The organism is Kitasatospora sp. NPDC002965, assembly GCF_040611255.1.
Lineage (GTDB): Bacteria > Actinomycetota > Actinomycetes > Streptomycetales > Streptomycetaceae > Kitasatospora.
Genome location: NZ_JBEXNT010000063.1, coordinates 1 through 25740 on the forward strand (window position 1 = coordinate 1; position 25740 = coordinate 25740).

At 75.9% G+C, this 25740-nt stretch carries 27 protein-coding genes and 1 pseudogene; 15 read left to right on the forward strand and 13 right to left on the reverse strand.

Annotated elements, in window-relative coordinates:
• Positions 1–389 (reverse strand): GntR family transcriptional regulator (locus tag ABZY91_RS23330; RefSeq protein WP_355404982.1); only part of this gene is annotated, 389 nt, incomplete at its 3' end.
• Between the two features lie 52 nt (positions 390–441).
• Between ABZY91_RS23330 and ABZY91_RS23335 the strand changes: the two genes are divergently transcribed.
• Entirely contained in the window at positions 442–1398 is a 957-nt protein-coding gene (locus ABZY91_RS23335; protein ID WP_355404984.1) for a methyltransferase domain-containing protein, read from the forward strand.
• Positions 1399–1497: 99 nt separating this feature from the next.
• Here ABZY91_RS23335 and ABZY91_RS23340 read toward each other — a convergent pair whose 3' ends face one another.
• Complete coding sequence (locus ABZY91_RS23340) at positions 1498–2058, reverse strand: MarR family transcriptional regulator (RefSeq protein ID WP_329951877.1); 561 nt, start codon at positions 2056–2058, stop codon at positions 1498–1500.
• Positions 2059–2158: 100 nt separating this feature from the next.
• Here ABZY91_RS23340 and ABZY91_RS23345 point away from each other — a divergent pair, with 100 nt between their 5' ends.
• The gene (locus ABZY91_RS23345) at positions 2159–3118 is read left to right on the forward strand and encodes an EamA family transporter (RefSeq protein ID WP_355404986.1); all 960 of its coding nucleotides are present in this window, start codon (positions 2159–2161) and stop codon (positions 3116–3118) included.
• A gap of 74 nt (positions 3119–3192) precedes the next feature.
• The gene (locus ABZY91_RS23350) at positions 3193–3831 is read left to right on the forward strand and encodes an NAD(P)H-binding protein (protein ID WP_355404988.1); all 639 of its coding nucleotides are present in this window, start codon (positions 3193–3195) and stop codon (positions 3829–3831) included.
• Between the two features lie 120 nt (positions 3832–3951).
• Here the strand turns inward: ABZY91_RS23350 and ABZY91_RS23355 are convergent, their stop codons facing one another.
• From ABZY91_RS23355 to ABZY91_RS23365, 3 genes are all read right to left on the reverse strand, one after another.
• A complete protein-coding gene (locus tag ABZY91_RS23355; RefSeq protein WP_355404990.1) occupies positions 3952–4689 on the reverse strand; it encodes an SAVMC3_10250 family protein in 738 nt (245 codons plus the stop codon).
• Between the two features lie 174 nt (positions 4690–4863).
• Positions 4864–5229: a hypothetical protein gene (locus tag ABZY91_RS23360; RefSeq protein ID WP_329881283.1), complete on the reverse strand. Its 366-nt coding sequence runs from the start codon at positions 5227–5229 to the stop codon at positions 4864–4866.
• A 142-nt stretch (positions 5230–5371) separates the two neighbouring features.
• Positions 5372–6271 (reverse strand): neutral zinc metallopeptidase, encoded by a 900-nt coding sequence (locus ABZY91_RS23365; protein ID WP_329881284.1) that lies wholly within the window; start codon positions 6269–6271, stop codon positions 5372–5374.
• Between the two features lie 430 nt (positions 6272–6701).
• On the opposite strand from ABZY91_RS23365, the gene ABZY91_RS23370 reads away from it, so the two are divergent.
• Complete coding sequence (locus ABZY91_RS23370; protein ID WP_329951881.1) at positions 6702–7286, forward strand: putative glycolipid-binding domain-containing protein; 585 nt, start codon at positions 6702–6704, stop codon at positions 7284–7286.
• A 74-nt stretch (positions 7287–7360) separates the two neighbouring features.
• On the opposite strand, the gene fusA is transcribed toward ABZY91_RS23370, so the two are convergent.
• Positions 7361–9526, reverse strand: coding sequence for an elongation factor G (fusA, locus tag ABZY91_RS23375; RefSeq protein ID WP_355404993.1), 2166 nt, complete (start codon positions 9524–9526; stop codon positions 7361–7363).
• 449 nt (positions 9527–9975) lie between these two features.
• On the opposite strand from fusA, the gene ABZY91_RS23380 reads away from it, so the two are divergent.
• From ABZY91_RS23380 to ABZY91_RS23390, 3 genes and pseudogenes are all read left to right on the forward strand, one after another.
• On the forward strand, positions 9976–10521 hold the full coding sequence (locus tag ABZY91_RS23380) for a transposase (RefSeq protein WP_355405051.1): 546 nt from the start codon (positions 9976–9978) through the stop codon (positions 10519–10521).
• A gap of 116 nt (positions 10522–10637) precedes the next feature.
• On the forward strand, positions 10638–10799 hold the full coding sequence (locus tag ABZY91_RS23385) for a hypothetical protein (protein ID WP_355404995.1): 162 nt from the start codon (positions 10638–10640) through the stop codon (positions 10797–10799).
• An 81-nt stretch (positions 10800–10880) separates the two neighbouring features.
• A pseudogene (locus ABZY91_RS23390) lies at positions 10881–11012 on the forward strand (GNAT family N-acetyltransferase); the annotation flags it as partial.
• 59 nt (positions 11013–11071) lie between these two features.
• On the opposite strand, the gene ABZY91_RS23395 reads toward ABZY91_RS23390, so the two are convergent.
• Complete coding sequence (locus ABZY91_RS23395; protein ID WP_355404997.1) at positions 11072–12520, reverse strand: PLP-dependent aminotransferase family protein; 1449 nt, start codon at positions 12518–12520, stop codon at positions 11072–11074.
• On the opposite strand from ABZY91_RS23395, the gene ABZY91_RS23400 reads away from it, so the two are divergent.
• Complete coding sequence (locus ABZY91_RS23400) at positions 12519–13886, forward strand: aminotransferase class V-fold PLP-dependent enzyme (protein ID WP_355404998.1); 1368 nt, start codon at positions 12519–12521, stop codon at positions 13884–13886. The two genes, ABZY91_RS23395 and ABZY91_RS23400, sit on opposite strands and share 2 nt — an antisense overlap.
• Positions 13883–15271: an MFS transporter gene (locus tag ABZY91_RS23405; RefSeq protein ID WP_355405000.1), complete on the forward strand. Its 1389-nt coding sequence runs from the start codon at positions 13883–13885 to the stop codon at positions 15269–15271. Before ABZY91_RS23400 ends, ABZY91_RS23405 begins: the two co-directional genes overlap by 4 nt.
• A gap of 45 nt (positions 15272–15316) precedes the next feature.
• Here ABZY91_RS23405 and ABZY91_RS23410 read toward each other — a convergent pair whose 3' ends face one another.
• Positions 15317–16420, reverse strand: coding sequence for a DUF2690 domain-containing protein (locus ABZY91_RS23410; RefSeq protein WP_355405002.1), 1104 nt, complete (start codon positions 16418–16420; stop codon positions 15317–15319).
• A 231-nt stretch (positions 16421–16651) separates the two neighbouring features.
• On the opposite strand from ABZY91_RS23410, the gene ABZY91_RS23415 reads away from it, so the two are divergent.
• Positions 16652–17329, forward strand: a complete 678-nt coding sequence (locus tag ABZY91_RS23415; RefSeq protein WP_355405004.1) for a CHAP domain-containing protein — start codon at positions 16652–16654, stop codon at positions 17327–17329.
• A gap of 102 nt (positions 17330–17431) precedes the next feature.
• Here ABZY91_RS23415 and ABZY91_RS23420 read toward each other — a convergent pair whose 3' ends face one another.
• Positions 17432–18388: an EamA family transporter gene (locus tag ABZY91_RS23420; RefSeq protein ID WP_355405006.1), complete on the reverse strand. Its 957-nt coding sequence runs from the start codon at positions 18386–18388 to the stop codon at positions 17432–17434.
• A gap of 47 nt (positions 18389–18435) precedes the next feature.
• Here ABZY91_RS23420 and ABZY91_RS23425 point away from each other — a divergent pair, with 47 nt between their 5' ends.
• Together ABZY91_RS23425 and ABZY91_RS23430 are read left to right on the forward strand one after the other, a co-directional pair.
• A complete protein-coding gene (locus ABZY91_RS23425; protein ID WP_355405008.1) occupies positions 18436–19062 on the forward strand; it encodes a MarR family transcriptional regulator in 627 nt (208 codons plus the stop codon).
• Between the two features lie 41 nt (positions 19063–19103).
• Positions 19104–19718: an AAA family ATPase gene (locus tag ABZY91_RS23430; protein ID WP_355405010.1), complete on the forward strand. Its 615-nt coding sequence runs from the start codon at positions 19104–19106 to the stop codon at positions 19716–19718.
• On the opposite strand, the gene ABZY91_RS23435 is transcribed toward ABZY91_RS23430, so the two are convergent.
• Both ABZY91_RS23435 and ABZY91_RS23440 read right to left on the reverse strand, forming a co-directional pair.
• Positions 19703–19996: a hypothetical protein gene (locus tag ABZY91_RS23435; RefSeq protein ID WP_329881295.1), complete on the reverse strand. Its 294-nt coding sequence runs from the start codon at positions 19994–19996 to the stop codon at positions 19703–19705. The two genes, ABZY91_RS23430 and ABZY91_RS23435, sit on opposite strands and share 16 nt — an antisense overlap.
• A 197-nt stretch (positions 19997–20193) precedes the next feature.
• Positions 20194–20598 (reverse strand): helix-turn-helix domain-containing protein, encoded by a 405-nt coding sequence (locus tag ABZY91_RS23440; RefSeq protein ID WP_329881296.1) that lies wholly within the window; start codon positions 20596–20598, stop codon positions 20194–20196.
• Positions 20599–20743: 145 nt separating this feature from the next.
• Here ABZY91_RS23440 and ABZY91_RS23445 point away from each other — a divergent pair, with 145 nt between their 5' ends.
• Entirely contained in the window at positions 20744–21682 is a 939-nt protein-coding gene (locus ABZY91_RS23445; protein WP_355405012.1) for a zinc-binding dehydrogenase, read from the forward strand.
• Here ABZY91_RS23445 and ABZY91_RS23450 read toward each other — a convergent pair.
• Together ABZY91_RS23450 and ABZY91_RS23455 are read right to left on the reverse strand one after the other, a co-directional pair.
• Entirely contained in the window at positions 21679–22026 is a 348-nt protein-coding gene (locus ABZY91_RS23450; RefSeq protein ID WP_355405014.1) for a hypothetical protein, read from the reverse strand. The genes ABZY91_RS23445 and ABZY91_RS23450 overlap by 4 nt on opposite strands.
• 87 nt (positions 22027–22113) lie before the next feature.
• Positions 22114–22497, reverse strand: coding sequence for a hypothetical protein (locus ABZY91_RS23455; protein WP_329881299.1), 384 nt, complete (start codon positions 22495–22497; stop codon positions 22114–22116).
• Positions 22498–22998: 501 nt separating this feature from the next.
• On the opposite strand from ABZY91_RS23455, the gene ABZY91_RS23460 reads away from it, so the two are divergent.
• Both ABZY91_RS23460 and ABZY91_RS23465 read left to right on the forward strand, forming a co-directional pair.
• A complete protein-coding gene (locus ABZY91_RS23460) occupies positions 22999–23700 on the forward strand; it encodes a hypothetical protein (protein WP_355405016.1) in 702 nt (233 codons plus the stop codon).
• Between the two features lie 195 nt (positions 23701–23895).
• On the forward strand, positions 23896–25563 hold the full coding sequence (locus tag ABZY91_RS23465) for a PQQ-binding-like beta-propeller repeat protein (RefSeq protein ID WP_355405018.1): 1668 nt from the start codon (positions 23896–23898) through the stop codon (positions 25561–25563).
• The last annotated feature ends 177 nt before the right edge of the window (positions 25564–25740 follow it).

The following is a 25740-nucleotide window of genomic DNA, read 5'->3' on the forward strand; positions in this document are numbered from 1 at the left end:
TACCCGTCGCCACCCGCCCCCGCACTGGCAGCAACGGCGCCGCCCCGGCAGACCGCCGGGTCGTCCCCGCCCCGCGGGCCCCCCCCCCCCCCCGCGCCCGCCCGCGCGGGCGGGGCCAGCGGATCGACCACGACCGTGCCGCCCCTCCCCCGCCCCGCGACCCGGCCCTCCTCCGCGAGGCGCCGGTAGGCGTCCGTCACGACGCCCCGCGAGACCCGCAGGTCGGCCGCTAGCACGCGGGTGGCGGGCAGCCGGCTGCCGACCGGGAGCCGGCCGTCGGTGACGGCCCGGCGGAGCCGGTGGGCCAGCCAGTCGGCGAGTCCACCGGCCGGGGCCTCCCGCGGGTCGAGCTGGAGGAAGTCCGCACCGGCTTCTTTGGACCTGTCCATGGGCTGATCATTGGACCTGTTCACGGGTCCATTGTGCCGTGAGGGTGGGGGCATGACGACGACGAGCAGCACACCGGCGACCGCGACCACCCCGACCGACCGGACCGACCGGACCGACCGGACCGACCGGACCGAGCCGATCGGCCCGACCCCCGCCCGGCCGGCCTCGACCGGCCGGCACGCCGACGGCACCGGCGCCGTCGACCCGGCCTACGTGCACGGCTACTCCCCCGCCGAGGCCCGGCGGCTCGGTGACCAGGCCGACTCCCTCGCCGAACTGCTCCACACCGGCACCGCCTACCCGCCGGGCAGCCGGGTGCTGGAGGCCGGGTGCGGCGTCGGGGCGCAGACGGTGCACCTGCTGGCCACCAGCCCGGACGCGCTTCTGACGGCCACCGACCTGTCGGCGGACTCGCTCGCCGAGGCACGCGCCCGCGTGGCGGCGGCGGCGCCCGGCGCGCACGTCACGTGGCACCACGGGGACCTGCACCACCTGCCGTTCGCGGACGGCAGCTTCGACCACCTCTTCGTCTGCTTCGTGCTGGAGCACCTCGCGGACCCGGCGGCGGCCCTGGCGGCGCTGCGCCGCGTCCTGCGTCCCGGCGGCACGGTCACGGTGATCGAGGGGGACCACGGCTCCGCCTTCTTCCACCCGCGCAGCGCGGCGGCCGACGCGGTCGTCGGCCACCTGGTCAGGCTCCAGGCGGACGCGGGCGGCGACGGCCTGCTCGGCCGGCAGCTCCATCCCCTGCTGACCGGCGCCGGTTTCCGGGACGTCACGGTCGCCCCGCGCACCGTCTACGCGGACGGCGGCCGCCCGGAGCTGATGGAGGGGTTCACCCGGCGCACCTTCGTCGCCATGGTCGAGTCGGTGCGCGACGAGGCGGTCGCGGCCGGTCTGACCACGGGCGAGGCGTTCGACCGGGGCACCGCCGACCTCCGCCGCACGGCCGAGCCGGGCGGGACGTTCCACTACACGTTCTTCAAGGCGGTGGCGGTCAACCCGTAGCCGGCGCGGCCCGCCCGGGGTGGGCCGCCCACAGGCCGGCCGCGCCGGACGGCCCCGCTCCGGGTGGTCTCACCCCGACCGGTCTCACCCCGACCGGTCTCACTCCGGGTGGTCACCGAGGGCGGCGAGCAGGGTGCGCAGGGCGTCGATCAGCGCGGCGGTCTGCGTCGCGTCCAGCCCGGCGAGGATCCGGCGCTCGGTGGCGAGGTGGTCGGGAAGGGCGCGGTCGATCAGGGCGTGCCCCTCCTCGGTGAGCGCCACCTCGCGGCTGCGTCCGTCCGAACCGCTCGGGGTCCGGGTGACCAGCCCCCGGGCCTCCAGGCGGTCGAGGCGCTGGCTGATCGCGCCCGACGTGACCATCGCGCACTGCATCAGGCCGGTCGGGGTGAGGCGGTAGGGCGGGCCGCTGCGCCGGAGCGTCGCGAGGACGTCGAAGGAGGCGAAGTCCAGGCCGTGCAGGGCGAAGGTGCGCTTCAGCTCGGCGTCGATCAGCCGGGAGAGGCGGTTGAGGCGGCCGATCACCGCCATCGGCGAGACGTCGAGGTCGGGCCGCTCCGCGCCCCACTGCCCCACGACCCGGTCCACGTGGTCGGACTGCGCCGCACGGTCCGCGTGAGCGGTGCGCTGCGCGTGTTCTGGGTGTTCTGCGTGCTCTGCCACGATCCCCAGCCTAGGCGATTCCTTAGTGGTGAGATAGCTCACAGCCATCGAGTGCCTGCACCCCGCTCCAGATGCCTTAGCGCTGAGATATGTTTGCTTAGTGCTAAGGAATCGCCTCGCCATCGTGCTGATCACCGCCCTGGCCCCCGCCATCTGGGGCTCCACCTACCTCGTCACGACCGAACTCCTGCCGCCCGACCGCCCGCTCCTCGCCGGAGTGCTCCGGGCCCTGCCCGCCGGACTGCTCCTCCTGGCCCTCACCCGGAAGCTCCCGAAGGGCAGCTGGTGGTGGCGCTCCCTCGTCCTGGGCGCACTCAACATCGGCGCCTTCTTCGCCCTGCTCTTCGTCGCCGCCTACCGGCTGCCCGGCGGAGTCGCGGCCACCGTCGGCGCCGTCCAACCGCTGATCGCCGCCGGCCTGTCGGCCGTCCTGCTCGGCGACCGCATCTCGCTGCGCACCCTGCTCTCCGGCATCGCCGGCGTGGCGGGCGTCAGCCTGCTCGTGCTGCGGGCCGACGCCCGACTGGACGCCCTGGGCATCGCCGCCGCGCTCGGCGGCGCGGTGGTCATGGCCACCGGCGTCGTCCTCTCCAAGCGCTGGACCTCACCGGCCCCGCTGCTCGCCGTCACCGGCTGGCAGCTCACCGCAGGCGGACTCCTGCTGCTCCCGGTCACCCTGTTCGTCGAGGGCCCGCCGCCGTCCCACCTCACCGGCGCCAACCTGCTCGGCTACGGCTACCTGAGCCTGATCGGCGCGGCCGTCGCGTACGCGCTCTGGTTCCGCGGCATCCGCGCCCTGCCGCCGACCTCCGTCACCTTCCTCGGCCTGCTCAGCCCGGTCGTCGCCACCGCGCTCGGCTGGCTCGTCCTCGGCCAGGACCTCTCGCCCGTCCAGGCCCTCGGCGCGCTGATCGTGCTCGGCTCGCTGGTCGCCGCCCAGACCCAGCGGTCGGGCACCGCGTCGAAGGCCGCGGCGGAGGCACCGCCCGCCGGGGCCGCCGGGGCGCCGCCCGAGGCCGTGGACCGCGCGCCCGCCCGGACCAGGCACCGGACCGCCTGAGCGCCGGACCGCCCCGGCTCCGTCACCGCCTCGTACCCTTCCCTCCCCTTCCCGGACCTTCCAGGAGAACTCCCATGCGCATCACCGTGTTCGGCGCGAACGGCAACGTCGGCAGCCGGGTCGTGACCGAGGCCCTCGCCCGCGGGCACCGGGTCACCGCCGTCCTGCGCGACCCCGCCCGCCCGCACCGGCTCCCACCGTCGGCCGTCATCGCCGGTGGCGACGCCCGCGACCCCGAGGACGTCCGCCGGCTCGCCGCCGACCAGGACGTGCTGATCACGGCCACCCGTCCGGCGCCCGGCCACGAGGACGAACTGGCCGTCGCCACCAAGGGCCTGCTCGCCGGTCTGACCGGAACCGGCGTGCGGCTGCTGGTCGTCGGCGGCGCCGGCAGCCTCGCCCTGCCCGGCGGCGACGGCAGGACCGTCGTCGACGACCCCGGCTTCCCCGCCGCCTGGCGTCCCATCGCCGACGCCTGCCGCGAACAGCTCGACCTGTACCGCGCCGACGCCGGGGTCGACTGGACGTACCTCAGCCCCGCCGCCCTCCTCGAACCCGGCGAGCGCACCGGCCGCTACCGACTGGGCCGGGACGAGCTCGTGGTCGACGCCGCCGGTACCTCGGCCATCTCGATGGAGGACCTCGCCGTCGCCCTGCTCGACGAGGCCGAGCACCCCGCCCACGTCCGCAGCAGGTTCACCGTGGCGTACTGAACGCCGCCCCGGCCTCCGTCACCGCCGCGCCGGCGGCCCCGCCCCGACCCTCCCTGGCCGTCCGCTCGGCGTGGGCCGGGGCACGCGGCCGGGAAGGACGCGGCCCGGGACGGGGAGGGCTCAGCGCGGACCGGAGTGGTACTCCACCCCGAGCGGGCTGGCGACGAGGCACCGCGGCACGGCATCGGTCGCGGGGAGCACCGCGGTGACGCGGGCGTAGCCGGCCACCCGGGCGGCGGTGGAGACCTCGGGCCCGGTCAGGTCCAGCGAGCGCAGCAGGTCCCGCACACCGGGACCCGGCAGCGCGGCCGACCCACCGGCCCCGGCGGACGCACCGTTCTCCAGGGCCAGTTCCAGCTCCAGGGCCCGGACCACCTCGCCGACCACGGTCCGGACGAAGGAGCCGCCCGAGGTCTCGGCCCCGGGGTGGTAGCCGAGCGGAGGTCCGTCGACGGCCGGCGGCGGGCCGCCGACCAGGTGGTGCGCGGAGCCGTGCAGCAGCAGCCGGCCGTCCGACTCGCGGTCGTACTCCGGGTCCTCGCCGGGCGCCGGATCGACGAACAGGACCAGGTCCTGGTGCGAGCCCCGGAGGGTGACCACCCGCAGCGGCGCCTCGTAGCGGACCCACCGGCCCGGCCGCAGCCCCGGAGCGGTGAACCAGTCGGCCTGCGCGGCCAGGTACTTCTCCACCTGCCTGAGCTTCCGCCGCCGGAGCCGCTCGGCGTCCGGCCCCCGTGCGGTGACCTCGACGCCGCCGAACGGCGTGGTCAGGCCGACCGCGCCGGGCACCGGAACCGGGGATCGGTCCGACCGGAACTGCGACAGCTTGGTCTCCGACAGGTAGACGAACTCGCGCACCCGACCCCTCCCCCGGGCCCACCGGCCCTCGTGACCCGTCCGGCCGACATCCGTCCATGCTGTCACCCCGGTACGCGCGGCGGTGGCCGCCGGAGGAATTCCGGCGGCCACCGAGGTCGGGCGGGGTGGGACGGGTCGGGCGGGTCGGGCGGGGACCCGCGGCCGGGCAGGGGGTCAGGGACGGTCGAGGGTGATGGAGTTGATCGGGGTGAGGTCGGCGTAGACGCCGGCCTGCGCGGCGATGTCGTAGCCGCACCCGGCACCGTTGTAGCCCGTGCACAGGTGGGAGTGCGCGCCGCCGGACTGGTTGTTGAGCACCCAGTGCCATCCGGTCTGGTTGCGGAGGTTGTGGGCGCCGTAGCTGTAGAAGACGTCGGTCGGCGGGGTGCTCGTGCTGGCACCCTCCCCGTAGATGCAGACGGCCCCGTACGGACAGCCGTCCCACGAACCGTCGGCGGCCTGGGCGCCGGAGCTGCCCATGGCCGTGGCGGCGGCGGCCGCGAGAGCGAGCGCGGCGACGGCGTGCAGGATCTTGCGCATGGTGGATCTCCCTCTGGTGCGGCCGGTACGGCCTGTCCGGCCGGTGCCCGGCCAGTGCTCAGCAGCGTAGGAAGGGCCCGGCGGCAGCGGTCCCTGACGGATGACAGGGTGGCCCCGGCGGGGGCCCCGCAGGCGGCACGGGTCAGCGCTGCGCGGCGAAGGTGTCGCAGCGGGCCGGGTCGCCGGTGCGGTAGCCGGTGGTGAACCAGGCCCTGCGCTGGTCGGCGGAGCCGTGGGTCCAGGTGTCCGGGTCGATCCGGCCGGTCGCCTGCTGCTGGATCCGGTCGTCACCGACGGCCGCCGCCGCGTCCAGCCCCTGTGCGATGTCCTGGTCGGTCAGCGTGCTGATCAGCGGCCGTCCGGTGGACGCCTGCGGTGTGGTGGTGGCGTGGTGGGCCCAGACGCCGGCGTAGCAGTCGGCCTGGAGTTCGAGCTTGACGGAGCCGCTGTTCTGCCCCTGCCGGTCCCGGCCGACCTTCTGCATCGTCCCGGTGAGGTTCTGGATGTGGTGGCCGTACTCGTGGGCCACCACGTACGCCTCGGCGAACGGGCCGCCGCGGGCGCCGAAACGGGTGGAGAGGTCGGAGAAGAACCCGAGGTCGAAGTAGGCGCGGAGGTCCGCGGGGCAGTAGAACGGGCCGACGGCGGAACTCGCCGCGCCGCAGGCGGTGGAGACCCGGTCGGTGAACAGGACCGTCTCGGCCGGGCGGTAGGCGGACCCGAGGCGGGGCAGTTCGCCGCCCCAGTACTCCTGGAGGCTGTTGGTCACGGCGACGATCCGGCAGTCCTGCCGGCGGTTGGCGTCGGCACCGGTCCGGCAGACCTGCTGCACCTCGCCGGCCGTCGTGGCCCGAGCGGCCCCGCCGCTCCCCTCCGTGCCGTCCGAGAGACCGAGGACGCTCGGGTCGACACCGAACAGCACGGCGATCAGGACGGCGATCAGACCGGCCGCGCCGCCCCCGACGGCGACCTTCCCGCCGGGGATGCCGCGCCGGTCGCTCACCTGCGAAGTGTCGAGGTCCCCCTGGTCGTCGAACTGCATGCCTGCCCGTCCCTCGTGGTGGGTGCGGCGCCTTCGGCGCCGGGCGGCCGGGCCCGGCCGCCCGGCCACGCTAGCCGTTCACCCCGGCCCCACCACGGAAGGACGCGCAGGTCAGGGCCGGTTTCCGGGCTTACGGGGCGGCCCCCCGGGCCCGGGCCTCGCCGGGCTCCTCCGTCAGCCGGGTCGCGCCGGCCGGCGGGTCGGGCCACCGCGTGCCTTCGAGCGCCTCCGGCGAGCCGTGCGCCGCCCGGTCCATGCGATCCCCGCTCCCCGGGCGGTCGGTCTCCCGATGCCCGCACGTGCCCTCCCGCGCACGGCCCCGTCCGCAGCACCCGCCTCCTGGACGATCACGCTCGGCCCTGCGGTTCCGCCGCACGCGACGGGCCGCCGTCCACGGGCCGGAGGCCGTCCGGGGAGTACGGTGGCGGGCATGATCACTCACCTCGTCCCCACCTGGCGGGTGGCCGGGAGTCGCGGCGTGGAGACCGCGTGGGTCGGGCTCGGCGACGGCGAGTTGCACGCCCGCGGCCGTGTCGTCGGCACGGTGCCGGCGCCGTACTGGCTGAGCTACGAGCTGGAGACCGGCCCGGCCTGGATCACCCGGCGGCTCCGGGTGCGTGCCGAATCGGCAGACGGTGAGCGGGAGTTGGACCTGCGGCAGGAGGGCGGGCGGTGGACGGTGAACGGCGTGCACCGTCCGGAGCTGAACGGGGCGCTCGACTGCGACCTCGGCCTCTCCCCGCTCACCGCCACGATGCCGGTGCTCCGTCACCGGCTGCACCGGAGACCGGGTGAGCAGGACTTCCTGATGGCCCGGGTCCGGGTGCCCGGACTGACGGTGCACCCCTCCCCCCAGACCTACACCCACCTGCTCCCGGCCGGGGAGGGCACAGGGGCCGGCGCCGGGGAGGCCGTGACCGTCCGGTACCGGTGCGGGGACCACACCGGCGACCTGCTGTTGGACGGGCACGGCCTGGTCCTCGACCACCCCGGGCTGGCCCGCCGCCTGCCCTGAACCGCCGGCGCCACCGGCGCCCTCCCCGGCCCCCGGTCGGGCCCGCCCTGCGGGGCGGGCCCGGCCGGACCGGCCTACCGGGCCGCCGGCGCCGGGGCGTACCCGGCGGGCCGGGTGGTGAACGTGCCCCGGCCCTGGGTCCGGCTGCGCAGACCGGTCGCGTAGCCGAAGAGCTCGGCCAGCGGCACGACCGCCGTCACGACCGCCGTGCCGTCACGCGGAGCGGAGCCCTGGACCCGGCCGCGACGGGCGGCGAGGTCACCGAGCACGGCGCCGACGGCCTCCTGCGGCACCGTCACCGTCACCTCGGCGACCGGTTCCAGCAGCACCATGCGGGAGGCGCGCAGGGCCTCGCGCAGGGCGAGCCGGCCGGCGATGCGGAACGCCAGGTCCGAGGAGTCCTTCGGGTGGGTGGCCCCGTCGGTCAGGGTGACCCGCAGCCCCGTGACCGGATGGCCGCCGAGCGGTCCGTCGGCGAGCGCGTCGCGGCAGCCCGCCTCGACCGCCTGGACGTACTCCCTCGGTACCCGGCCGCCCGTGACGGCGGACGCGAACACGAAGCCCTCCACCGCCCCGCCGTCCGGCCCGGCTGCCCCGGCCGGATCCACGTCGAGCGGCGCCACGTCGAGCACGACGTGCGCGAACTGGCCTGCGCCGCCGTCCTGTTTGACGTGCCGGTAGACCAGGCCGGAGACGCCGCGCCCGACGGTCTCCCGGTGGGAGACCTGCGGGCGCCCGACGCTCACCTCCAGCCCCTGCTCCCGGCGGATCCTCTCCACCGCCACCTCCAGGTGCAGTTCGCCCAGGCCGGACAGCACGCGCTGCCCGGTCTCCGGGTCGGTACGGACGACCAGGGACGGGTCCTCCTCGGCCAGCCGGGCCAGGGCGGTGGCGAGCCGGTCGGAGTCGACGGACCGCCTGGCCTCGACCGCCACCGTGACCACCGGTTCCGCCGCGACCGTCGGTTCCAGGACCAGGGGCGCCGTGGGTGCGCAGAGGGTCGCTCCGGCGCGCGCCGCCTTGACGCCGACCACCGCGACGATGTCACCCGCGACGGCCGTGCCGACCTCGGTCTGACGGTCGGCCTGGACCCGCAGGATCCGGGCGATCCGCTCGGTGCGGCCACTGCCCGCGTCCAGCACGGTGTCCCCCTTGCGCAACGTGCCCGCGTAGACGCGCAGGTAGGTGAGCCGGCCGGTGGAGCTGACGGTCACCTTGAACACCAGCGCGGTGAGCGGACCGTCCGGGTCCGCAGGCCGCTCCTCCTCGCCGGAGCCCGCGGTGGCGGCGGCCCGGGTGCCGGCGGACGTCCCCACCGGGTTGCCGCGCACCGCCGGTACGTCCAGCGGCGACGGCAGGTAGGCGACGACGGCCGACAGCAGCGGCTCGATCCCCCGGTTGCGGTAGGCCGAACCGCACAGCACCACCACGGCCTCACCACTGCGGGTGAGGTCGCGCAGCGCACCGGCCAGCGTCGCGGCGGAGAGCGCCGCGTGCTCGCAGTACTCCTCCAACGCGCCCGGATGGAGCCCGGCCACCGTCTCGTCCAGCTGCCGGCGGCGGCGCCCGGCCTCGGCCAGCAGTCCCTCCGGTACCGGACCCTCCCGGTAGCCGTCTCCCTCGGGACCGTCGTCCCAGGTCAGGGCACGCATCGTCAGCAGGTCGACCACGCCGACGAAACCGTCCTCGCACCCGATCGGCAGCTGGACGGCGAGCGGCGCGGGGTGCAGCCGCTCCCGGATGGAGGCGACCGCCGCGTCGAGGTCGGCGCCCGCGCGGTCGAGCTTGTTGACGAAGGCGATGCGCGGCACGCCGTGCCGGTCGGCCTGGCGCCAGACGGACTCGCTCTGCGGCTCCACGCCCGCGACGGCGTCGAAGACCGCGACCGCCCCGTCCAGGACCCGGAGCGAACGCTCGACCTCGTCGGCGAAGTCGACGTGCCCGGGGGTGTCGATCAGGTTGATCCGGTGGCCGTCCCAGGTGCAACTGACCGCCGCGGCCGAGATGGTGATGCCCCGTTCGCGTTCCTGCGGGTGGCAGTCGGTGAAGGCGGTGCCCTCGTGGACCTCGCCGCGCTTGTGGATGGTGCCGGTCAGGAAGAGGATCCGCTCGGTGACGGTGGTCTTGCCGGCGTCCACGTGGGCGAGGATGCCCAGGTTGCGGAGGGTGCGGACGGCGGGAAGGCCGGTGGCGTGGGTGGTGCCGGTGGTGCCGGTGAGGTGGCGGACGTCGGTGCGCATGGCCCGGTGCCTTTCGGGGTGTTCCTGGAAAGGGGCGGCGCGATTGCGGCGACGGCACGGACGGCGGCCCGGCCGGGAGACGGCTCGGGGCGGCGGCCCCGGGAGCGGGGCCCGGGCGTCCGGTGGACGGCCCGGTGTCAGGCGTGCGTCGCGGGAGTCCGGTGCCGGCCGCGCAGCGGGCACCGGGCGCACGAGGACACCAGGATCACCTCGTACCGGGACGAGGGGACGACGACAGCGGTGCGGTAACGCACGACCGGCCTCCCTCGACTCGTCACGGTGCGCACCACCACCCGGAGCGGGGCGGCGCGCTGTTGCGTGCCCGAGTGTAGGGAGTCGGCCACCCGTCGGTCACCGGGTTTTCCGGAGGCGGCCCGCCCCGGGTCGGGGGCGGCGGTGTCGGTCGATCCGCGACTGACCCCGCGTCACCCGGCGGGCATCTTCGTGTCATCTGCCAGTACGACGGCCGGCCTTGGTGGAGAAGACTCTGCACCACGACCGCGACCCGGCGTCCCTCCGGGTTCCGAAGGACCGCCGCGGCCGCGCAACAGGACGCACCCATGTCGATCGTGATCACGGCCGGGCAGCTTGGCGACTCGCCGCAGTTCGAACCCGTGTTGGACAAGGTCCGCGTGCCCCGCATCGGTCCGGGACGGCCACGCGTCCGCCCCGACCGCGTGCGGGCCGACAAGGCGTACGCCTCCCGCAGGAACCGCGGCTACCTGCGCCGCCGCGGGATTCGCTGCACCATCCCGGACAGGGCCGACCAGGCCCGCAACCGCCGAAGGCTCGGTTCCCGCGGCGGCCGGCCGCCGCGCTTCGACCCGGCCGACTACCGCGAGCGCCACGCGGTCGAGTGTGGGATCAACCGCCTCAAGAGGAACCGCGCTGTCGCCACGCGGTACGACAAGCTCGCTGTCCCGACTGTACCGACCCATAGGACTCAACTGCCCAGCCGTCCACAACCTCCCGAGGCAGAACACCTGGCCCGATGACGAGGCCGGCCGCGCCGCCCACTTTCCAGGAGAGGAAGCTGCGATCTTTGCCCAGGCGGACGAGCTCAACGCCCACATCGCTCGGTTCCTCGAACACTACGGGTAGGCTCGTAGGTATGGGAATTGACTGGGAGAACATACTCGGCGCAAGCGGTAACGGCCTCGACGATGCCTACGACAGCGCGGTCTCCGCGGCCATCTACAGCGATGACCCGGCGGAGGACCGTCTGCCACTCCCGGTCGGCGAAGAGTACGACGACACAGACGGCTTGCGCTGAACTGAGGAAACGCCCCGGCAAGCCGCGGCGTTTCGCCGTCAGGTCAGGGGTCAGTCAAGAGGCGGCCGAGCTCAACTCTGCGGCTCGATCGCCGCCTTCACCGAACTCGTCGTCCCCGGCAACGGCACAGGTGACGGCCAGCACTACGGCACGGGGGTGCTGCCCGAGCACCGAGGTCACGGCCTCGGCCGATGGATGAACGCCCTAGCTGTTCACCGGTCGGCGTCGCCGCACCGGCGCCGGGCAGCGTGCTCGCGGTCACCGCGCTCCGGTCACCGTACGACGGCGGCGGCCAGCCGGCGCACGGCCTCGACGAGATCGGCCTGGTCCGCGGCCGCCGCGAAGCCGAGCCGCAGATGGGCGGCGGGCGGCTCGGCCGGGAAGTAGCGCCGGCCCGCGTTGACCGCGACGCCGGCCACCCGGGCGGCGTCGGCGACCGCACCGTCCGCGAGCGGCTCCGGCAGCCTCAGCCAGAGGTGGAGCCCACCCGCCGGGACCCGGACGGGTACCCAGTCGGGGAGGTCCTGGGCGAGCGCGCCGGACAGGACGGCGCAGCGTTCGCCCAGCGCCGTGCCGAGCGTGCGCAGGTGGCGGTCCCAGGCGGGGGTGGAGAGCAGCTCGACGGCGGCCTCCTGGAGCGGGCGGGCGACGAAGAAGTCGTCGACCAGCCGCATGCCGCGCAGCCGGCCCATGACCGGGCCCCGGGCGATCAGCGCACCGATCCGCAGGCTGGGCGAGGCGGGCTTGGTGAGCGAGGTGAGGTGGACGACCGTGCCGTCGCGGTCGTCGGCGACCAGCGGCGGAGGCACGGGGCGGCCGTGGCCGAGGTGGCGGGCGAAGTCGTCCTCGATCAGGAAGGCTCCGGCGGCGCGGGCGACGTCGACGATCTGGCGGCGGCGGTCCGGGGGGAGCACGGTGCCGGTGGGGTTGTGGAAGGTCGGCTGGCAGTAGAGGAGCCGGGCGCCGGTCATGGCGAAGGCGTCGGCCAGCAGGTCGGGGCGCAGGCCGTCCTCGTCGATCGGGACGGGAACGGGGCGCAGCCCGGCGGCGCGGGCGGCGGCGAGCGCGCCGGGGTAGGTGGGCGACTCGACGAGGACGGGGCTGTCGGGCGCGGCGATCGCCCGGAAGAGCATGGAGAGCGCGCCCTGGCCGCCGCCGGTGACCAGCACGTCCTCGGGGCGGACCCCCGGTCCGGCCTGGCGGGCGAGGATCGCGCGCAGCGGCGCGAGGCCGACGGCGGGCGCGCGGCGCCACGCGTCGGGTCGGCGGGCGGCGCGCGCCAGGGCGGCGCCGAGTGCCCGGACGGGCTGGAGGTTCTCGTGCAGGTATCCGCCGGCGAGGCTGATCGTTCCGGCCGGCGCCGTGGCCGACGTGTCGTCGGTCCCGCCGGGCTCGGCTCCGGGCTCGGCTCCGGACTCGGCTCCGGGGTCGCCGCCCGGCGCCTGCGGACGGCCGGCCAGGGCGACGGCCTGCCACGAGGTGTCGGGCGCCTGGCTGCCGGGGCGGGACCGACGGACGGCGACGAAGGTCCCGCTCCCGGGGCGGGTCACCACCAGTCCCTCGGCGGCCAGTTGGGCGATCGCGCGGGAGACGGTGACCGGCCCGACGCCGTGGCGGGCGATCAGGTCGCGGCTGCTGGGCAGCCGGGCGCCCGGCGCGAGACCGGCGACCTCCCGGCGAAGGATCCCCACGAGCGCGTCAGTACTGCTACCGTCGGACATGAAGAACAACAATAGCGCTTTCCCCTCCTCCCCGGAACCGCTCTCCGGCGGGAAGCCCCCGACCGGGCCGTCCGGACCCGCCGGGCAGCCGCTCGACCCCGCCGCGCCGCTCGACCTCGCCGCGCTGCGGGCCGACACGCCCGGCTGCGAGTCCGTGATCCACTTCAACAACGCCGGCTGCGGCCTGATGCCCCGTCCGGTGCTCCGGGCGATGGTCGACCACCTCCGGCTGGAGGCCACCGTCGGCGGGTACGAGGCCTCCGCCGCCCGTGCCGCCGAGGTCGCCGACTTCCACGCCTCGGTCGCCGAGCTGATCAACGCTGGCCCCGACACGATCGCCTTCGCCGGCAGCGCCACCCACGCCTACGCCAAGGCGCTCTCCGCCGTCGACTTCCGGCCCGGCGACATCGTCCTCACCACCCGCAACGACTTCGTCTCGAACCAGATCGCCTTCCTCGCGCTGCGCCGCCGCTTCGGCGTCGAGATCGTGCACGCCCCGGACCACCCGGACGGCAGCGGGGTCGACGTCGCGGCGATGGCCGCCCTGATGCGCGGCCGGCGGCCCCGACTGGTCGCCGCCACCCACGTCCCCACCAACTCCGGACTCGTCCAGCCGGTCGCCGAGATCGGCCGGCACTGCCGGGAACTCGACCTGCTCTACCTGGTCGACGCCTGCCAGTCCGTCGGCCAGTACGAGATCGACGTCGAGGAGATCGGCTGCGACCTGCTCACCGCGACCTGTCGCAAGTTCCTGCGCGGGCCCCGCGGTTCGGGCTTCCTGTACGCCTCCGAGCGAGTCCTCCGGGCCGGGTACGAGCCGCTGTTCATCGACATGCACGGCGCCCGCTGGACGGCGCCCGGCGAGTACCGGCCGGTGGACACGGCGGCCCGGTTCGAGGAGTGGGAGTTCCCCTACGCGACCGTGCTCGGCAGCGCCGCCGCCGTCCGCTACGCGCTGCGGGTCGGCCCGGCGGCGGTCGCCCGGCGGACCCCGGCGCTCGCCGCCGCGCTCCGCGAACGGCTCGCGGAACTCCCCGGTGTCCGCCTGCTCGACGGCGGGCCGGCGCCCGCCGCGCTGGTGACCTTCGCCGTGCCGGGCTGGGAGGCCGGGGCGTTCAAGGCGGCGCTGGACGCCCGGGCCGTCAACTCCGCCCTCAGTTTCCGCGAGTTCGCGCAGTTCGACTTCGCCGACAAGGACGTGGAGTGGTGCCTGCGCCTGTCGCCGCACTACTACAACACCGAGGAGGAGGTCGACGAGGTGGCCGAGACCGTCGGCAGGCTGCTCCGCGGCGGGCCCGCCGCGGCAGCGGCGTCCGGAACGGGCGCGGGCGCGGGCGCGGGCGCGGGCACGGTGACCGGACGGTGACGGGCGTTCCGACGAGCTCGGCAACGGCCACGACCGCCACGACCGCCGCGACCGCCGCGACATCAACGACATCCACGGCGCCGTCCGCGGACGTTCCGGCCGAGAGCCCCCGGCTCGACCGCGACTTCCACCGCTTCCGGGTCGGCGAAACGGTCTCGCTGCTCGGCACCCAGGTCACCAACCTGGCCCTGCCGCTGACCGCCATCCACGCCTTCGGCGCAAGCGACGAACAGGTCGGGCTGCTCCGCTTCCTCCAGCTCGCCCCCTACCTCGGGCTGGCGCTGCTGATCGGGGTCTGGACCGACCGCGTACGGCGGCGGCCGGTCATGCTGGGTGCCAACCTGGTCCGGCTGGTCCTGCTCGCCCTCGTCCCGCTGCTCTCGTGGTGGCACGTCCTGAACCTGCCGGTGCTCCTGGTGATCGCCTGCGCGGTCGGCATCGCCTCGGTGGCGTTCGACGTGAGCTGGATGTCGTACGTGCCGGTGCTGGTCCGGAGCCCCGAGCGCTACGTGGAGGCGAGCGCCCGGTTGGGTGTCAGCAGCTCGGCCGCCGAGGTCGCCGGCCCGGGGCTGGCCGGCGCCCTGGTCTCGGCGCTCACCGCGCCGGTCGCGCTGGTGGTCGACGCCTGCTCGTACGCGGTGTCGCTCGTCTCGCTGCTGCTGATCCGCACCCGGGAGCCGCGACCGGCCCCGGCCGCCGAACGGCACCTGCTCACCGAGTTGCGGGACGGCCTGGGCCAGGTGTTCAGCAACTGCGTGCTGCGGTCGCTCGCGCTGATCGGGTTCTGCTGCAACTTCTCCATGGTCTCGGTCTGGACGCTGTTCCTGCTCCACGGCACCCACGACCTGCGGCTCGGCCCGGCCGCCCTCGGCGGGGTCCTCACCACCGCCTCGGTGGGCGGGCTGACCGGCGCGCTGCTCTCGCGGCGGGTCATCGCGCGGTTCCCGCTCGGCCGGGTCTATCTGGTGGCCCAGTCGGCGCTGCTGCTCGGCCCGGTCCTGGCCGCCGTCGCCGCCGGGCCGCGGCCGTCGGTGATCGCGCTCTGCGCGCTCTCCTTCTTCACCAGCTACCTGGGTCTGGGGGTCGCCGGGGTGGTCATCGTCAGCCTGCGCCAGTCGCTGACCCCGCAGTCGATGATGGGCCGGATGACCGCGGCGTTCCGCACCCTGCTCTTCGGCGGCGGCGCGCTCGGCGGGCTTTCCGCCGGGCTGCTGGCCGGGCGGGTGGGCGCCGAGAGCGCGCTGCGCACGGCGGCGGCCGGCTCGGCGGTGGTGGTGGTCGGGCTGGTCCTGTCCCCGGTGGTCCGCCTGCGCTCGCTGCCCGCGGCCCCGACCGACCGGCCGCCACCGGGGCCGCGCGAGGGAGCGGAGGCGGGGACGCGGTGAACCGGCGCCACCTCCCGGGCCGCCCGGCGGAGCACCGGCCCGCCGTCACGACGGCGCCGGGGTGGGGGGCTCGCCGGCGCAGACCGTGCCGCGCGCGTCGATGATCGCGCAGGCCCGGGCGTCGGTGGGGCCGGCCGACCGCACCATCTGGGTGTGCGCGGTGCGGCCGGTCTGCTGCCGGTACTCCTCCTGGTCGGGCGGCGTCCCCTCCCGGCCGAACACCTGGACGCGGTCGCCCGGCGAGCTGCCCGAGATCCTGGCCCAGGCCGCCCGGCACCCGGGGCTGTAGCGGAGCTCCACGTGGACGCCGAAGTCCCGGCCCTGCGCGGTGGTGACGGCGTCGTTCATGCAGACGGTGCTGTTCGGCTCGGTGTGCACGCAGCTGTCGGCACGGCAGGTGGCGGTCGCGGTGGCACCCGCGACCGCAGGGGCCTGCGCGGGCGGGGTCACCGGTCCGGAGGCGGCCCGCCCGGGGGCGGCCTGTCCGGGGGCCGCCGAGGCGGCGGCCGGCGGGAGCGCGCGGGCCCCGTCCTCCGGACCGGACGGCGCCGGACCGAGCAGATGGTGGACGAGCAGACCCCCCGCGACCACGCCCGCCAGTGCGGCCGCCGCCCCCGCCGACCAGGCCACCCAGTGCCGGGGCCGGTCCGCCGGCGGGGCGTCGGACGGTGCGGTGCCACCGGGAACGGCACCGGCCCGGACGTCGCGGGCCGGTGCGGCGCCGACCGGCGCGGGAACACCGACCGCGCCGTCGGGACCGCCGGAACCGGCCGATCCGACCGGCAGCGGCACCTTCGGCCCCCGGACCGGCCCGACACGCTCCTCCGGGACACCGCCCGGTGTCCCGGAGCGGAGCTCCTCGTCCACCCGGGCGCGCAGGGCGAGCGCCGCGTCGAGGTCCTCCGCGGCGAGCCGGTAGCACGACCAGAGCGCGCGGATCGCCGGCTCCGGCGCCGGGTACCGCCCGTCGGAACTCTCGTAGCGCGACACCGTCGTCTGGGCGACGCCGAGCCGCCGGGCCACCGTCTTCTGCGGCAGCTCGCCGGCCCGGGTGCGCCAGCCGCGCAGGGTCCGCGCCAGCTCCACCCGGGCCGACGGGACCGCTCCGTCGCCCTCCGCACCCGCCCCGATGACTCCCGTGTCCGGCATCCGTCCGCTCCCCTCTGCCTCGGCCCGGCGCATATCCGCAGATCAGCGCGATGCATATCCGGACCGCATACGAATGAGTAACCAGCTGATCGCGCAGCGTAGAAGTCCGCGCCCCGGCCGTGCAACGCTGATGACCAGCCGGTGAGGAACCCCGGCGAACACCCACCCCCTCCCGTACCCGGGCTGCCGCATGCCGTCCGGGGAGCGGGAATGCACTCGAAGGAGTCACGGATGCACACCAACCGTCACCTCACGCTCGCCGCCTTCAAGCAGCGTGCGGGCCGCACCGTCGCCGTCGCCGCCCTGGCGGCGGCGGCGCTCACCGGGACCGGCGCGGCGGACGCGCTCACCCTCCCGACCGCGCCGGCCGCCGCCGTCACCACCGACGTCGCGGACCTCGCCACCGGGGCCGGCTCCGCCGAGCTGCGGGAGGGCGCGGCCGCGCCGGCGGCGGCCACCCTGCGGGACCGGATCGTGGCCGCCGCGCGCGGCCAGATCGGGGTCACCGAGAGCAGCTCGGCCTGCCAGAAGTACCTCACCGGAAAGGGCCAGACCTGCCGCAACACCTCCTGGTGCGCGGCGTTCGCCGAGTGGACCTGGCGGAAGGCCGGGGTGAAGAACGGCCCGACCACCCTGCTCGGGCGCGGGGTCGGCAAGTGGGGGCAGGAGCACCACCTCTTCCACACCGGCTCGCCCAAGCCCGGCGACCTCGTCGTCTACGGCCCGCCGGCCTACGCGCGCGGCGGCCACGTCGGCGTGGTGGTCTCGGTGAACCGCGACGGCACCCTCGACACCGTCGAGGGCAACGTGAGCAACAAGGTGACCCACCGCCACATCAACCCGCGCACCGCCACGGGCGGCACGAAGAACTGGAAGATCTCCGGCTACGTGACGCCGCCCGGCGCCTGATCCCACCCGGTCCGACACCGACACCGACGGCCCCGGCCCGGCGCCGCTCCTCCCACCCCCGGAGGACGCGGCCCGGGCCGGGGCCGCGTCGTCCCCGCCCCGTCAGCGTTCCTGCCGGCGGACCTCCCGCCCCGGCGCCGACCGGCCGACACCCCCCGGCCGACCGCCTGCCGGCTCGCCGCCCTCCTCCACGGCAGGCCCAGCTCCGGTCGGCGCCCGGCGCGGCCGTCCGAGCACGACACCGGCCAGGACCAGTACCAGTCCCGCCAGTTGCAGCGGCCCCAGCGTCTCGCCCGCCACCGCCGTACCGAGCAGCACGCCGGTCAGCGGGTTGAGCAGGCCCAGCAGGCCGACCGTGCCGGCCGGCAGGTGCCGCAGCCCGGCGAACCAGACCGCGAACGCCAGCGCGGTCGCCACCACCGCGACGTAGCCGAAGGCGAGCAGTTCCCGGCCGGACGGCACGACGGGCGCGCCCTCCGCCACCGCCGCCACCGGAAGGAGCACCAGACCGCCGGCCACCAGCTGCCACGCGGTCGTGGCGAGCACGTCGGCGCCGTCCCGCCACCGCCCGGCGAGCACGTAGCCGAGCGAGGAGACCAGCATCGCCGCCGCCGAGGCGGCCAGGCCGGGCAGGCTCACCGCCCCGGCCCGGGTGAGCAGCATCAGGCAGACCCCGCCCAGACCGACGACCGCCCCGACCAGGTGGGCGCGGGCCGGGCGCGCGGCGGTCAGCGCCCAGGCGAGCAGCAGCATCGTCAGTGGGGAGGCCGCCATCACGGTGGAGGCGACGCTGGTGGCGAGCAGCTGGGAGGCGACGTAGAGCAGGACGAAGAAGCTCGCCGTGTTGAGCAGCCCCAGCAGCGCCGAGCGCCACCACCACGCGCCGCGCGGGCGCCGGGGGCGGAGCGCCAGCAGGAGCAGCCCGGCGGGCAAGGCGCGCAGGGCCGCCCCCCAGAGCGGGCGGTCGGCCGGGAGGTACTCCCGGGTGACGAAGTAGTTCGCCCCCCACGCCACCGGCGCGACGGCGGTCAGCAGCACCCACCGGAAACTGGCTTCCATGGAAGACAATATATCTTCCATGGAAGCTATTCGGCTAGGATGACCCCATGGCGAACGAGCACGGCCACGAGCCGGACCCGGCACAGGACCCGGCACAGGACCACGTCTCCCTGATCCAGGCCGCGTGGCACCGGGAGCGGCCCGACCTCGACGTCGCCCCCCAGGCGGTCATCGGCCGGTTGCACCGGCTGGCCGTCCGGCTCACCGAGGAGCTCTGCCTGGTCTACGGACGGTACGGGCTGGGCGAGGGCGAGTTCGACGTCCTGGCCACGCTGCGCCGGGCCGGGGCACCGTTCGAGCGGGCCCCCGGCGAACTGGCCGCCCACACCATGGTCACCACCGGCGCGATGACCAAGCGGGTCGACCGGCTGGAGCGGGCCGGGCTCGTCACCCGCCGCCGCAGCGAGGCCGACGGGCGGGGCCGGGTCGTCGCCCTCACCGAGGCCGGCCGGCGGCTGATCGACGAGGCGTTCACCGCCCACATGCGCAACGAACACCGGCTGCTGGGCCACCTCTCCCCCGAGGAGGCGTCCGCGCTGGAGGTGCTGCTGACGGCCTGGCAGCGCCGCCTCGACCACCCGGGCCCGGACGCCCGGGATCCCGAAACCCGCGAGCCGGACGGCGCCGCACCCGACGGCGACCGGCCGGGCGGCGCCAGCCCGGCGGCCACCTGACCCGGAGGATCCCCGCGCATCCTCCGCGGTAGCGTCGCACCATGACGAAACGGACCTGGGACCTCGTCCTGCTCGGTGGCGCGTCCGGCGTCGGCAAGAGCGTGGCCGCCGCCCGGCTCGCCGCCGGAACCGGCGCCTTCGTGGTCGAGTTCGACGACGTGGTCAGCGCCGTGCAGGAGATCACCACCGCCGCCCAGCACCCCGGACTGCACCACTTCGACGGCGTCGCCGACCCGGACGGCCTGCCGCCCGAGCACGTCCTCGAACTCCAGATCGCCACGGCCGAGGCACTGGCGCCCGCCCTCCTCGGAGTGGTGCGCAACCGGCTGACCGTGCCGGTACCCGCCGTCGTCGAGGGCGACTACCTCACCCCGGCCGCAGCCGCCCGCGCCGTCGAGGAGGGCCGCGCCGCCGGGCGCAGCGTCCTGGCGGTCTTCCTGCACGAGGCGGACGCCGACCGGATCGCCGCCAACTACGCGGCCCGGGAACCGGGGGGCGGCGTCCAGGCGCGCCGCGCCGAGGTCAGCGCGCGCTACTCGCGCTGGCTCGGTTCCCAGGCCCGCCTGCACGCCCTCCCGGTGGTCGACTGCCGGCCGTGGTCCACGCTCGCCGACCGCCTCGACCGCGCGCTCGCCCCGGCTCAGACCAGCGTGTAGCCGCCGCTGCGGAACGTCGAGCCGACGTTGCTGCAGTACGCGTAGGACCAGACGCCGGGCGACCTGGTCGGCCCGTAGACCACCTTGTTGTTGGCACAGACGGCCCACGCGTAGTAGCTGCGGGTGCCGTCGCACGAGACGCCGTAGCTGACGTAGTTGCTGTAGGTCGAGCAGGCGGCCACGCGCGCGGGCGCCGCGGAGGCCGGGACGGTCGCGAGGACCGGGACGGCCAGGGCTGCGGTGGCGGCGATCGTCGCCGCCGCGGTACGGATGCGCATGATTCCCCTCCAGTGGGGTTCGGTTGACGGACGGCCGGACGGCCGGGCCGCAGCCCACTGTCCGCTCCGGAGGTCCGGCGGAACCGGCAGCAGGACGGGAAACGGACGATCCCCGGGCACCCCCGACCCGCCGGGCGCCGGGCCTCGGTCCTCCGGCGCCCTCACCGCCGCTCCTCGGCAGCGGATCCGGCACCTCGTCAGTCGTTCCGGACGCCGTCGTACGACTCGCGGTGGGCGAGCACCTCCGGCATGTTCTCCTCGGCCCAGCTCTTGATCGCCTTCAGCAGCGGCAGCAGCCCCGTGCCCAGCGGGGTGAGCGCGTAGTCGACCCGGGCCGGGACGGACGGGGTGACCGTCCGGGTGAGGAGGCCGTCCCGCTCCAGGGCTCGCAGGGTCTGGGTGAGCATCTTCTCGCTGACCCCGGCGAGACGCCGGCGCAGGTCGCTGTACCGCTGCGGCCCGTCGGCCAGCGCGTTGACGACCAGGCTGACCCACTTGTCGCCGATCCTGTCCAGCAGTTGCCGGGCCGGGCACTCGGCGACGTACGCGTCGAATCCGGCCCGCTCGGCCGAGCGGCGCTGGGCGGCGGTCATGGTCGCCATGGTGCTCTCCTCCCCGTGCGGTACGCACTTCCGGGTACGTACTTCCTGCCGGAGAGCAGGCTTTCCTAGCGTGGGCGGTGTTCGCAAGTCCCTGGGCGGGGACGGCTCCCCGGTGGAGCCGGGCCCCGGGTGAGAGGAGTGCGCGATGCGCGCCGTGGTGGTCCGTCGGTTCGGTGGCCCGGAGGTCCTGGAGCTGGTCGAGGTGCCCGTCCCGGAGCCCGGCCCCGGCCAGGTCAGGATCCGGGTGGAGGCCGCCACCGTGAACCCGGTGGACGCGGTGACCCGGTCCGGGGTGCTCGCGGGGGCGGGCCTGATGGCGCCGCGCGACACGGTCGGCGTGGGCTGGGACGTGGCCGGCACGGTCGACCTGGTCGGCCCCGGGGTGACCGGCTTCGCCGCGGGCGACCGGGTCATCGGCCTGCGCGACCGGCTGGACGTCCCGCTCGGCGCCTACGCCGACCACCTGGTGCTGGACGCCGTCGCCGTGGCCCCGGCCCCGGCGGGCGTGCCGGCCGCCGAGGCGGCCACCCTGCCGCTCAACGGGCTGACCGCCGTCCAGGCGCTGGACCTGCTCGGCCTGCCCGCCGGGGCGACCCTGCTGGTCACCGGCGCCGCGGGTGCGGTGGGCGGCTTCGCCGTGGAACTGGCGGTCCTGCGCGACCTGCGGGTGGTGGCCCTGGCCGGTGCGGGCGACGCGGCGGCGGTCCGCGCGCTGGGTGCCGAGTGGTTCGTGCCGCGCGACGCCGCCGATCCGGCCGCCGCCGTCCGCGCGCTGGTGCCCGGCGGGGTCGACGGCGTGCTGGACGCGGCGCTGCTCGGCGTGACGGCGCTCGGCGCGGTCCGCAACCGGGGCGCGTTCGTCGCGGTGTCGGCGGGCGCCGCACCGCTCGGCCTGCGCGGTGTCCGGGTGGAACAGGTCTGGGTGGCCGCCGACGGAGCGGCGCTCGCCGAACTCTCCGCGCTGGCCGAGCGGAAGGCCCTCACGCTCCGGGTCGCCGGGACCCACCCGCTGGAGGGGGCCGCGGACGCCCACCGCAGGCTGGCCGGGGGCGGCCTGCGCGGACGGCTCGTCCTGCTGCCCTAGCTTCGGCCGCCGACGGAGGCCCGGTCGGCCCCCTCCTCGGGCTCCTCGACGGCCCCCTCGTCGGGCCCACCGGTGGATCCGCCGGCCCCGGCGTTCCGGGCGCCCCTGCGGGTGCGCAGCCGGGCGAGGGCGGCCACCGGGCCCACCACACCGCCCGTGCCGAGCTTCACCGCGCCCTTGGCGGCCGGCCACCCGACCCCCGGCACCGTCCGGCCCGGCCGGCGGAACATCGCCAACAGCACCACGGCCCCGCAGGCCGCCGCCGGCCCGACGGCCGCCGCGACCGCCCCGCCGGAGAGCTTGCGGTCCTCGGTGGCCGCTCCGTCCGATCCCCCGACGTCCATGGTCCGAGTCTCATCGCGGGTCAGTTCGGTTTCGACGCCCGGTAACGGCCCTCGGCGCCCTCCGGGTACGCCCCCCGCCCGGCCAGGTCAGCGCCGGGCGTGGTGGGTGTCCCCCGCGTGCTCACCGGTCTCGTGGTCGGGGAAGCTGACGGCCAGGGTGACCCGGTACTCGAAGACGTCGTCACGGTGGCCGGGCACGCGGGCCCAGGCCAGCGAATGGACCTCCGCCTCCGGCGCCTGCCGGCACCACCCGGCGGCCTCCTCCAGTGCGCGGGCCGCCGACCGTCCGGTGCAGACCACGGCGGTGTACGCCGCCACCGCGACGTCGCCGCCGCACCGACCGTCCCGGGAGACGGCCCGGACCGCGGCGGCGGCGTGGGTCAGGTCACGAGCGAGGTCGTCGACCACGCGGGGCGGCGCGGGCAGGACGGCCGGGGCCTCGGCCACGGTCTCCGGCAGGTTCGAACTCACTGTCAGGGCCTCCATCCCTCTGGTGTCCGTCTGGTTGCGCGACCCGCCCCGTCACGGGATCCGCCTGATCATGGGGTCAGAATGACGGGCCGCCATTCCTGGCATGACCACTTTCACCAGAACGTCACCCGTCCGGGGAAGTCGGCGTTCCGCACTCGACACCGGCCCGGCCGCCCTGGTAAAGGGGTGACGGAGCATCCGGCCAGGTCAGCTCGGCCGGTGGCGGGCGCCGCCGGGAGCCCGGCCGCACGTGCGCGTACCACCCCTGTGCCCCGGACCGCCTGTTCACCCCCCGGACGCGCCCGGTCCCGGCCGGGATCCGCGGCCCGGTCGCGACCCGGCCGGAGCCTGGCGCGAACCCGCCCGGCAACCGGCCCGACTCCGTCACCAAGCTGTCCAACTCCCGTAGCAGGAACGGGAAATACCGCCACCGAAGGGCCCGTAGGATCCTGAACCGTCACAGTCCGCCACGGTCGGCGGACACCGCCGGAGGGGGTCCCCATGGAGCGCAGGCCATCGATCGATTCCGCCCGCCGGGCCGCCTGGCTGCCCGCGCTGGCCCTGGCGGCCGTCGCGGTGGCCGGCTGTTCCTCCTCGGGCGGCGGGTCGTCGTCGGCGGCGTCCGCACCGCCGGGCGCCGCGGGCAGCGCGGCGCCGCCCACCGCCACCGCCCCGAGCACCGCCGCCCCGACCGGCGGCGCCCCGACCGGCGGCGGATCACCGGCCAACCCCGCTCCCGCACCGGGCGGTTCGTCCGCCACCGCCACCACCGCCCCCGGGGACAAGCGGCCCGCCGACGCCTGCGCCCTGCTGTCCTCGCCCCAGGTCGTCGCCGTCGTCGGCACGGCGGGGCCGTTCACGGGCACCCGGCCCGACCCGAAGGACGGCAAGCCGGTGTGGGGCTGCACCTGGGGCTCCCGCCAGTCCTACGCCCGCATCCGCGAGGTGGACGCGGGCAGCATCACCGCGGCGAGGACCGACCCGGGCCTCCAGACCGCCCCGCTGCCCGGCGTCGGTCAGGAGGCGGTGCTGGTCCGGCGGAAGGACGGCGCCCGGCCCGAGGTGTTCTTCGTCGCCGACGGCCGCACCTACTCCGTCGCCGTGGTCAAGGACCGCGGCCCGGGCGACGAGGTGAACGGCCCGGCCGAGGCGGCCGCCGCGAGCGCGCTGGCCCTGGTGCTGGCACCGTCGGTCGCGGGCTGATCCGCTCCGGCACCCGGGCCCTCGGGGCGGCCGTTCGGCCGAACGCCGGGACCGCCGCCCGGCGCAGCCCGTTCCCCCAGGGGCGTGAACGGTCCCGGGCCGGGGGCTGCGGCCGGATGCGGGCACGGTGCGGGCGCTCACAGAATGACGCCACGGCGCCGTACCCCGTACTCCCCGACAGCCAAGGCGGATCGTATGAGCCGACCCCTCCCACCCCCGTCCCCCGGCGGACCGCCCACGGACGGAGCACCCCCGGCCGGTCCGCCCCGGTCCGGACCCCCGCCCCGGGCCCGGGCCGGCCGTTCCGGAGCGGCCCTGCTCTCCGGACTGGCGCTGCTCGTCCCGGCCCTCGCGGCCGGTGCGCTCACCGGCGCGGCACCGGCCCGGGCCGACAACCCGACCGTCTCGGTCAACAACCTGCGCACCGGCTGGGACGCCGCCGAACCGAACCTGAGCCCCGCCCAGGTGTCCGCCTCCGGCTTCGGCCGGCGCTGGTCGACCGCCGTGGACGGCGCGGTGTACGCACAGCCGCTGGTCGCCGGATCCACCGTGGTGGTCGCCACCGCGACCAACCACGTCTACGGCGTCAACGCGGCCGACGGACGGATCGTCTGGCAGCGCGCGCTGGGCACCCCGGTGTCCTCGTCCAGCGCCTGTCTCGCGCCCGGCACCGGCATCGTCTCGACACCGGTCTACGACCGGGCGAGCGGCACCGTCTACCTCGTGACCAAGTCCGGCGACGGCGGCGCGCACTTCTCGGTGCACGCGCTGGACGTCGCCTCGGGCGCGGAGCGGAGCGGCTGGCCGGTCACCGTCCAGGGCTCGCCGGTCAACAGCCCCGGCGTCCCGTTCAACCCGTCGACCTCCGCCCAGCGTGCGGGACTGCTGCTGATCGACGGCGCCGTCTACTTCGGCTTCGCCTCGGACTGCGGCATCGGGACGTACGTCGGCACGGTCGCGGGCGTCAACACCTCCACCCGCAAGCTCACCCTCTGGTCCACCGAGTCCGGATCCGCCTCGCAGAACGCCGGCGTCTGGATGAGCGGCGGCGGTCTGGTCTCCGACGGCGCCGGCCGGATCTTCATCGCCACCGGCAACGGCGCCGGCGAGGGCTCGTCCCCGCTCAAGGGGCCGGGCGACAAACCGGGCGGCCACTTCGCCGAGTCGGTGGTCCGGCTGGGGGTGAACGCGGACGGCAGCCTCGCCCCGCGGGACTTCTTCAGCCCCACCAACAACCGGGAGATGGACCACGGTGACGTGGACTTCGGCTCCGGCGGCCCGGCGGCCCTGCCGTCCGGCTTCGGCACCTCCGCCCACCCGCACCTGATGGTGCAGGTCGGCAAGGACGGCCGGATCTTCCTGCTGGACCGCGACCGTCTCGGCGGCATGGGCCAGGGCTCCGGCGGCACCGACAACGTGGTGGGCACCACCGGCCCGTTCAAGGGCGTCTGGGGCCACCCCGGCGTCTGGGGCGGCGAGGGCGGCTACGTCTACCTGGTCGAGAACTACGGCTCGCTGCGGGCGCTCAAGTACTCCGTGAACGGCGCGGGGAACCCCCAGTTGACCAGCGCCGGGACGAGCCCCGAGGGATTCGGCTACGCGTCCGGCTCACCGGTCGTCACCTCGAACGGGACGGTCGCCGGTTCGGCGCTGGTCTGGACGGTCTACTCGGGCACCGGCCCGGGCGGGCAGAACGGCGAACTCCGGGTCTACGACGCGGTTCCGGTCAACGGCGCGCTCAAGCTGCGGCGCAGCTTCGCACTCGGCACCGTGACCAGGTTCTCCGTCCCGGCGACGGACGGCGGGCGGGTGTTCGTCGGCACCAAGGACGGCCATCTGGTCGCCTTCGGCCGTTCGGCCTGAGGACCGGACCGGTCGTACCGGGTGGGCCGGCCCACCCGGCCCACCCGGTACGGCCCGCCCGGTCCGGCCCACTCGACACGGCATGGCCGAACCGGCACACTCGACACCGGTTTCCCGCCCGGGCCCGGCCCGGTGCGGAGCCCGTCGTGTCACCCGTTCGAGCGCGATTGTCCGCGG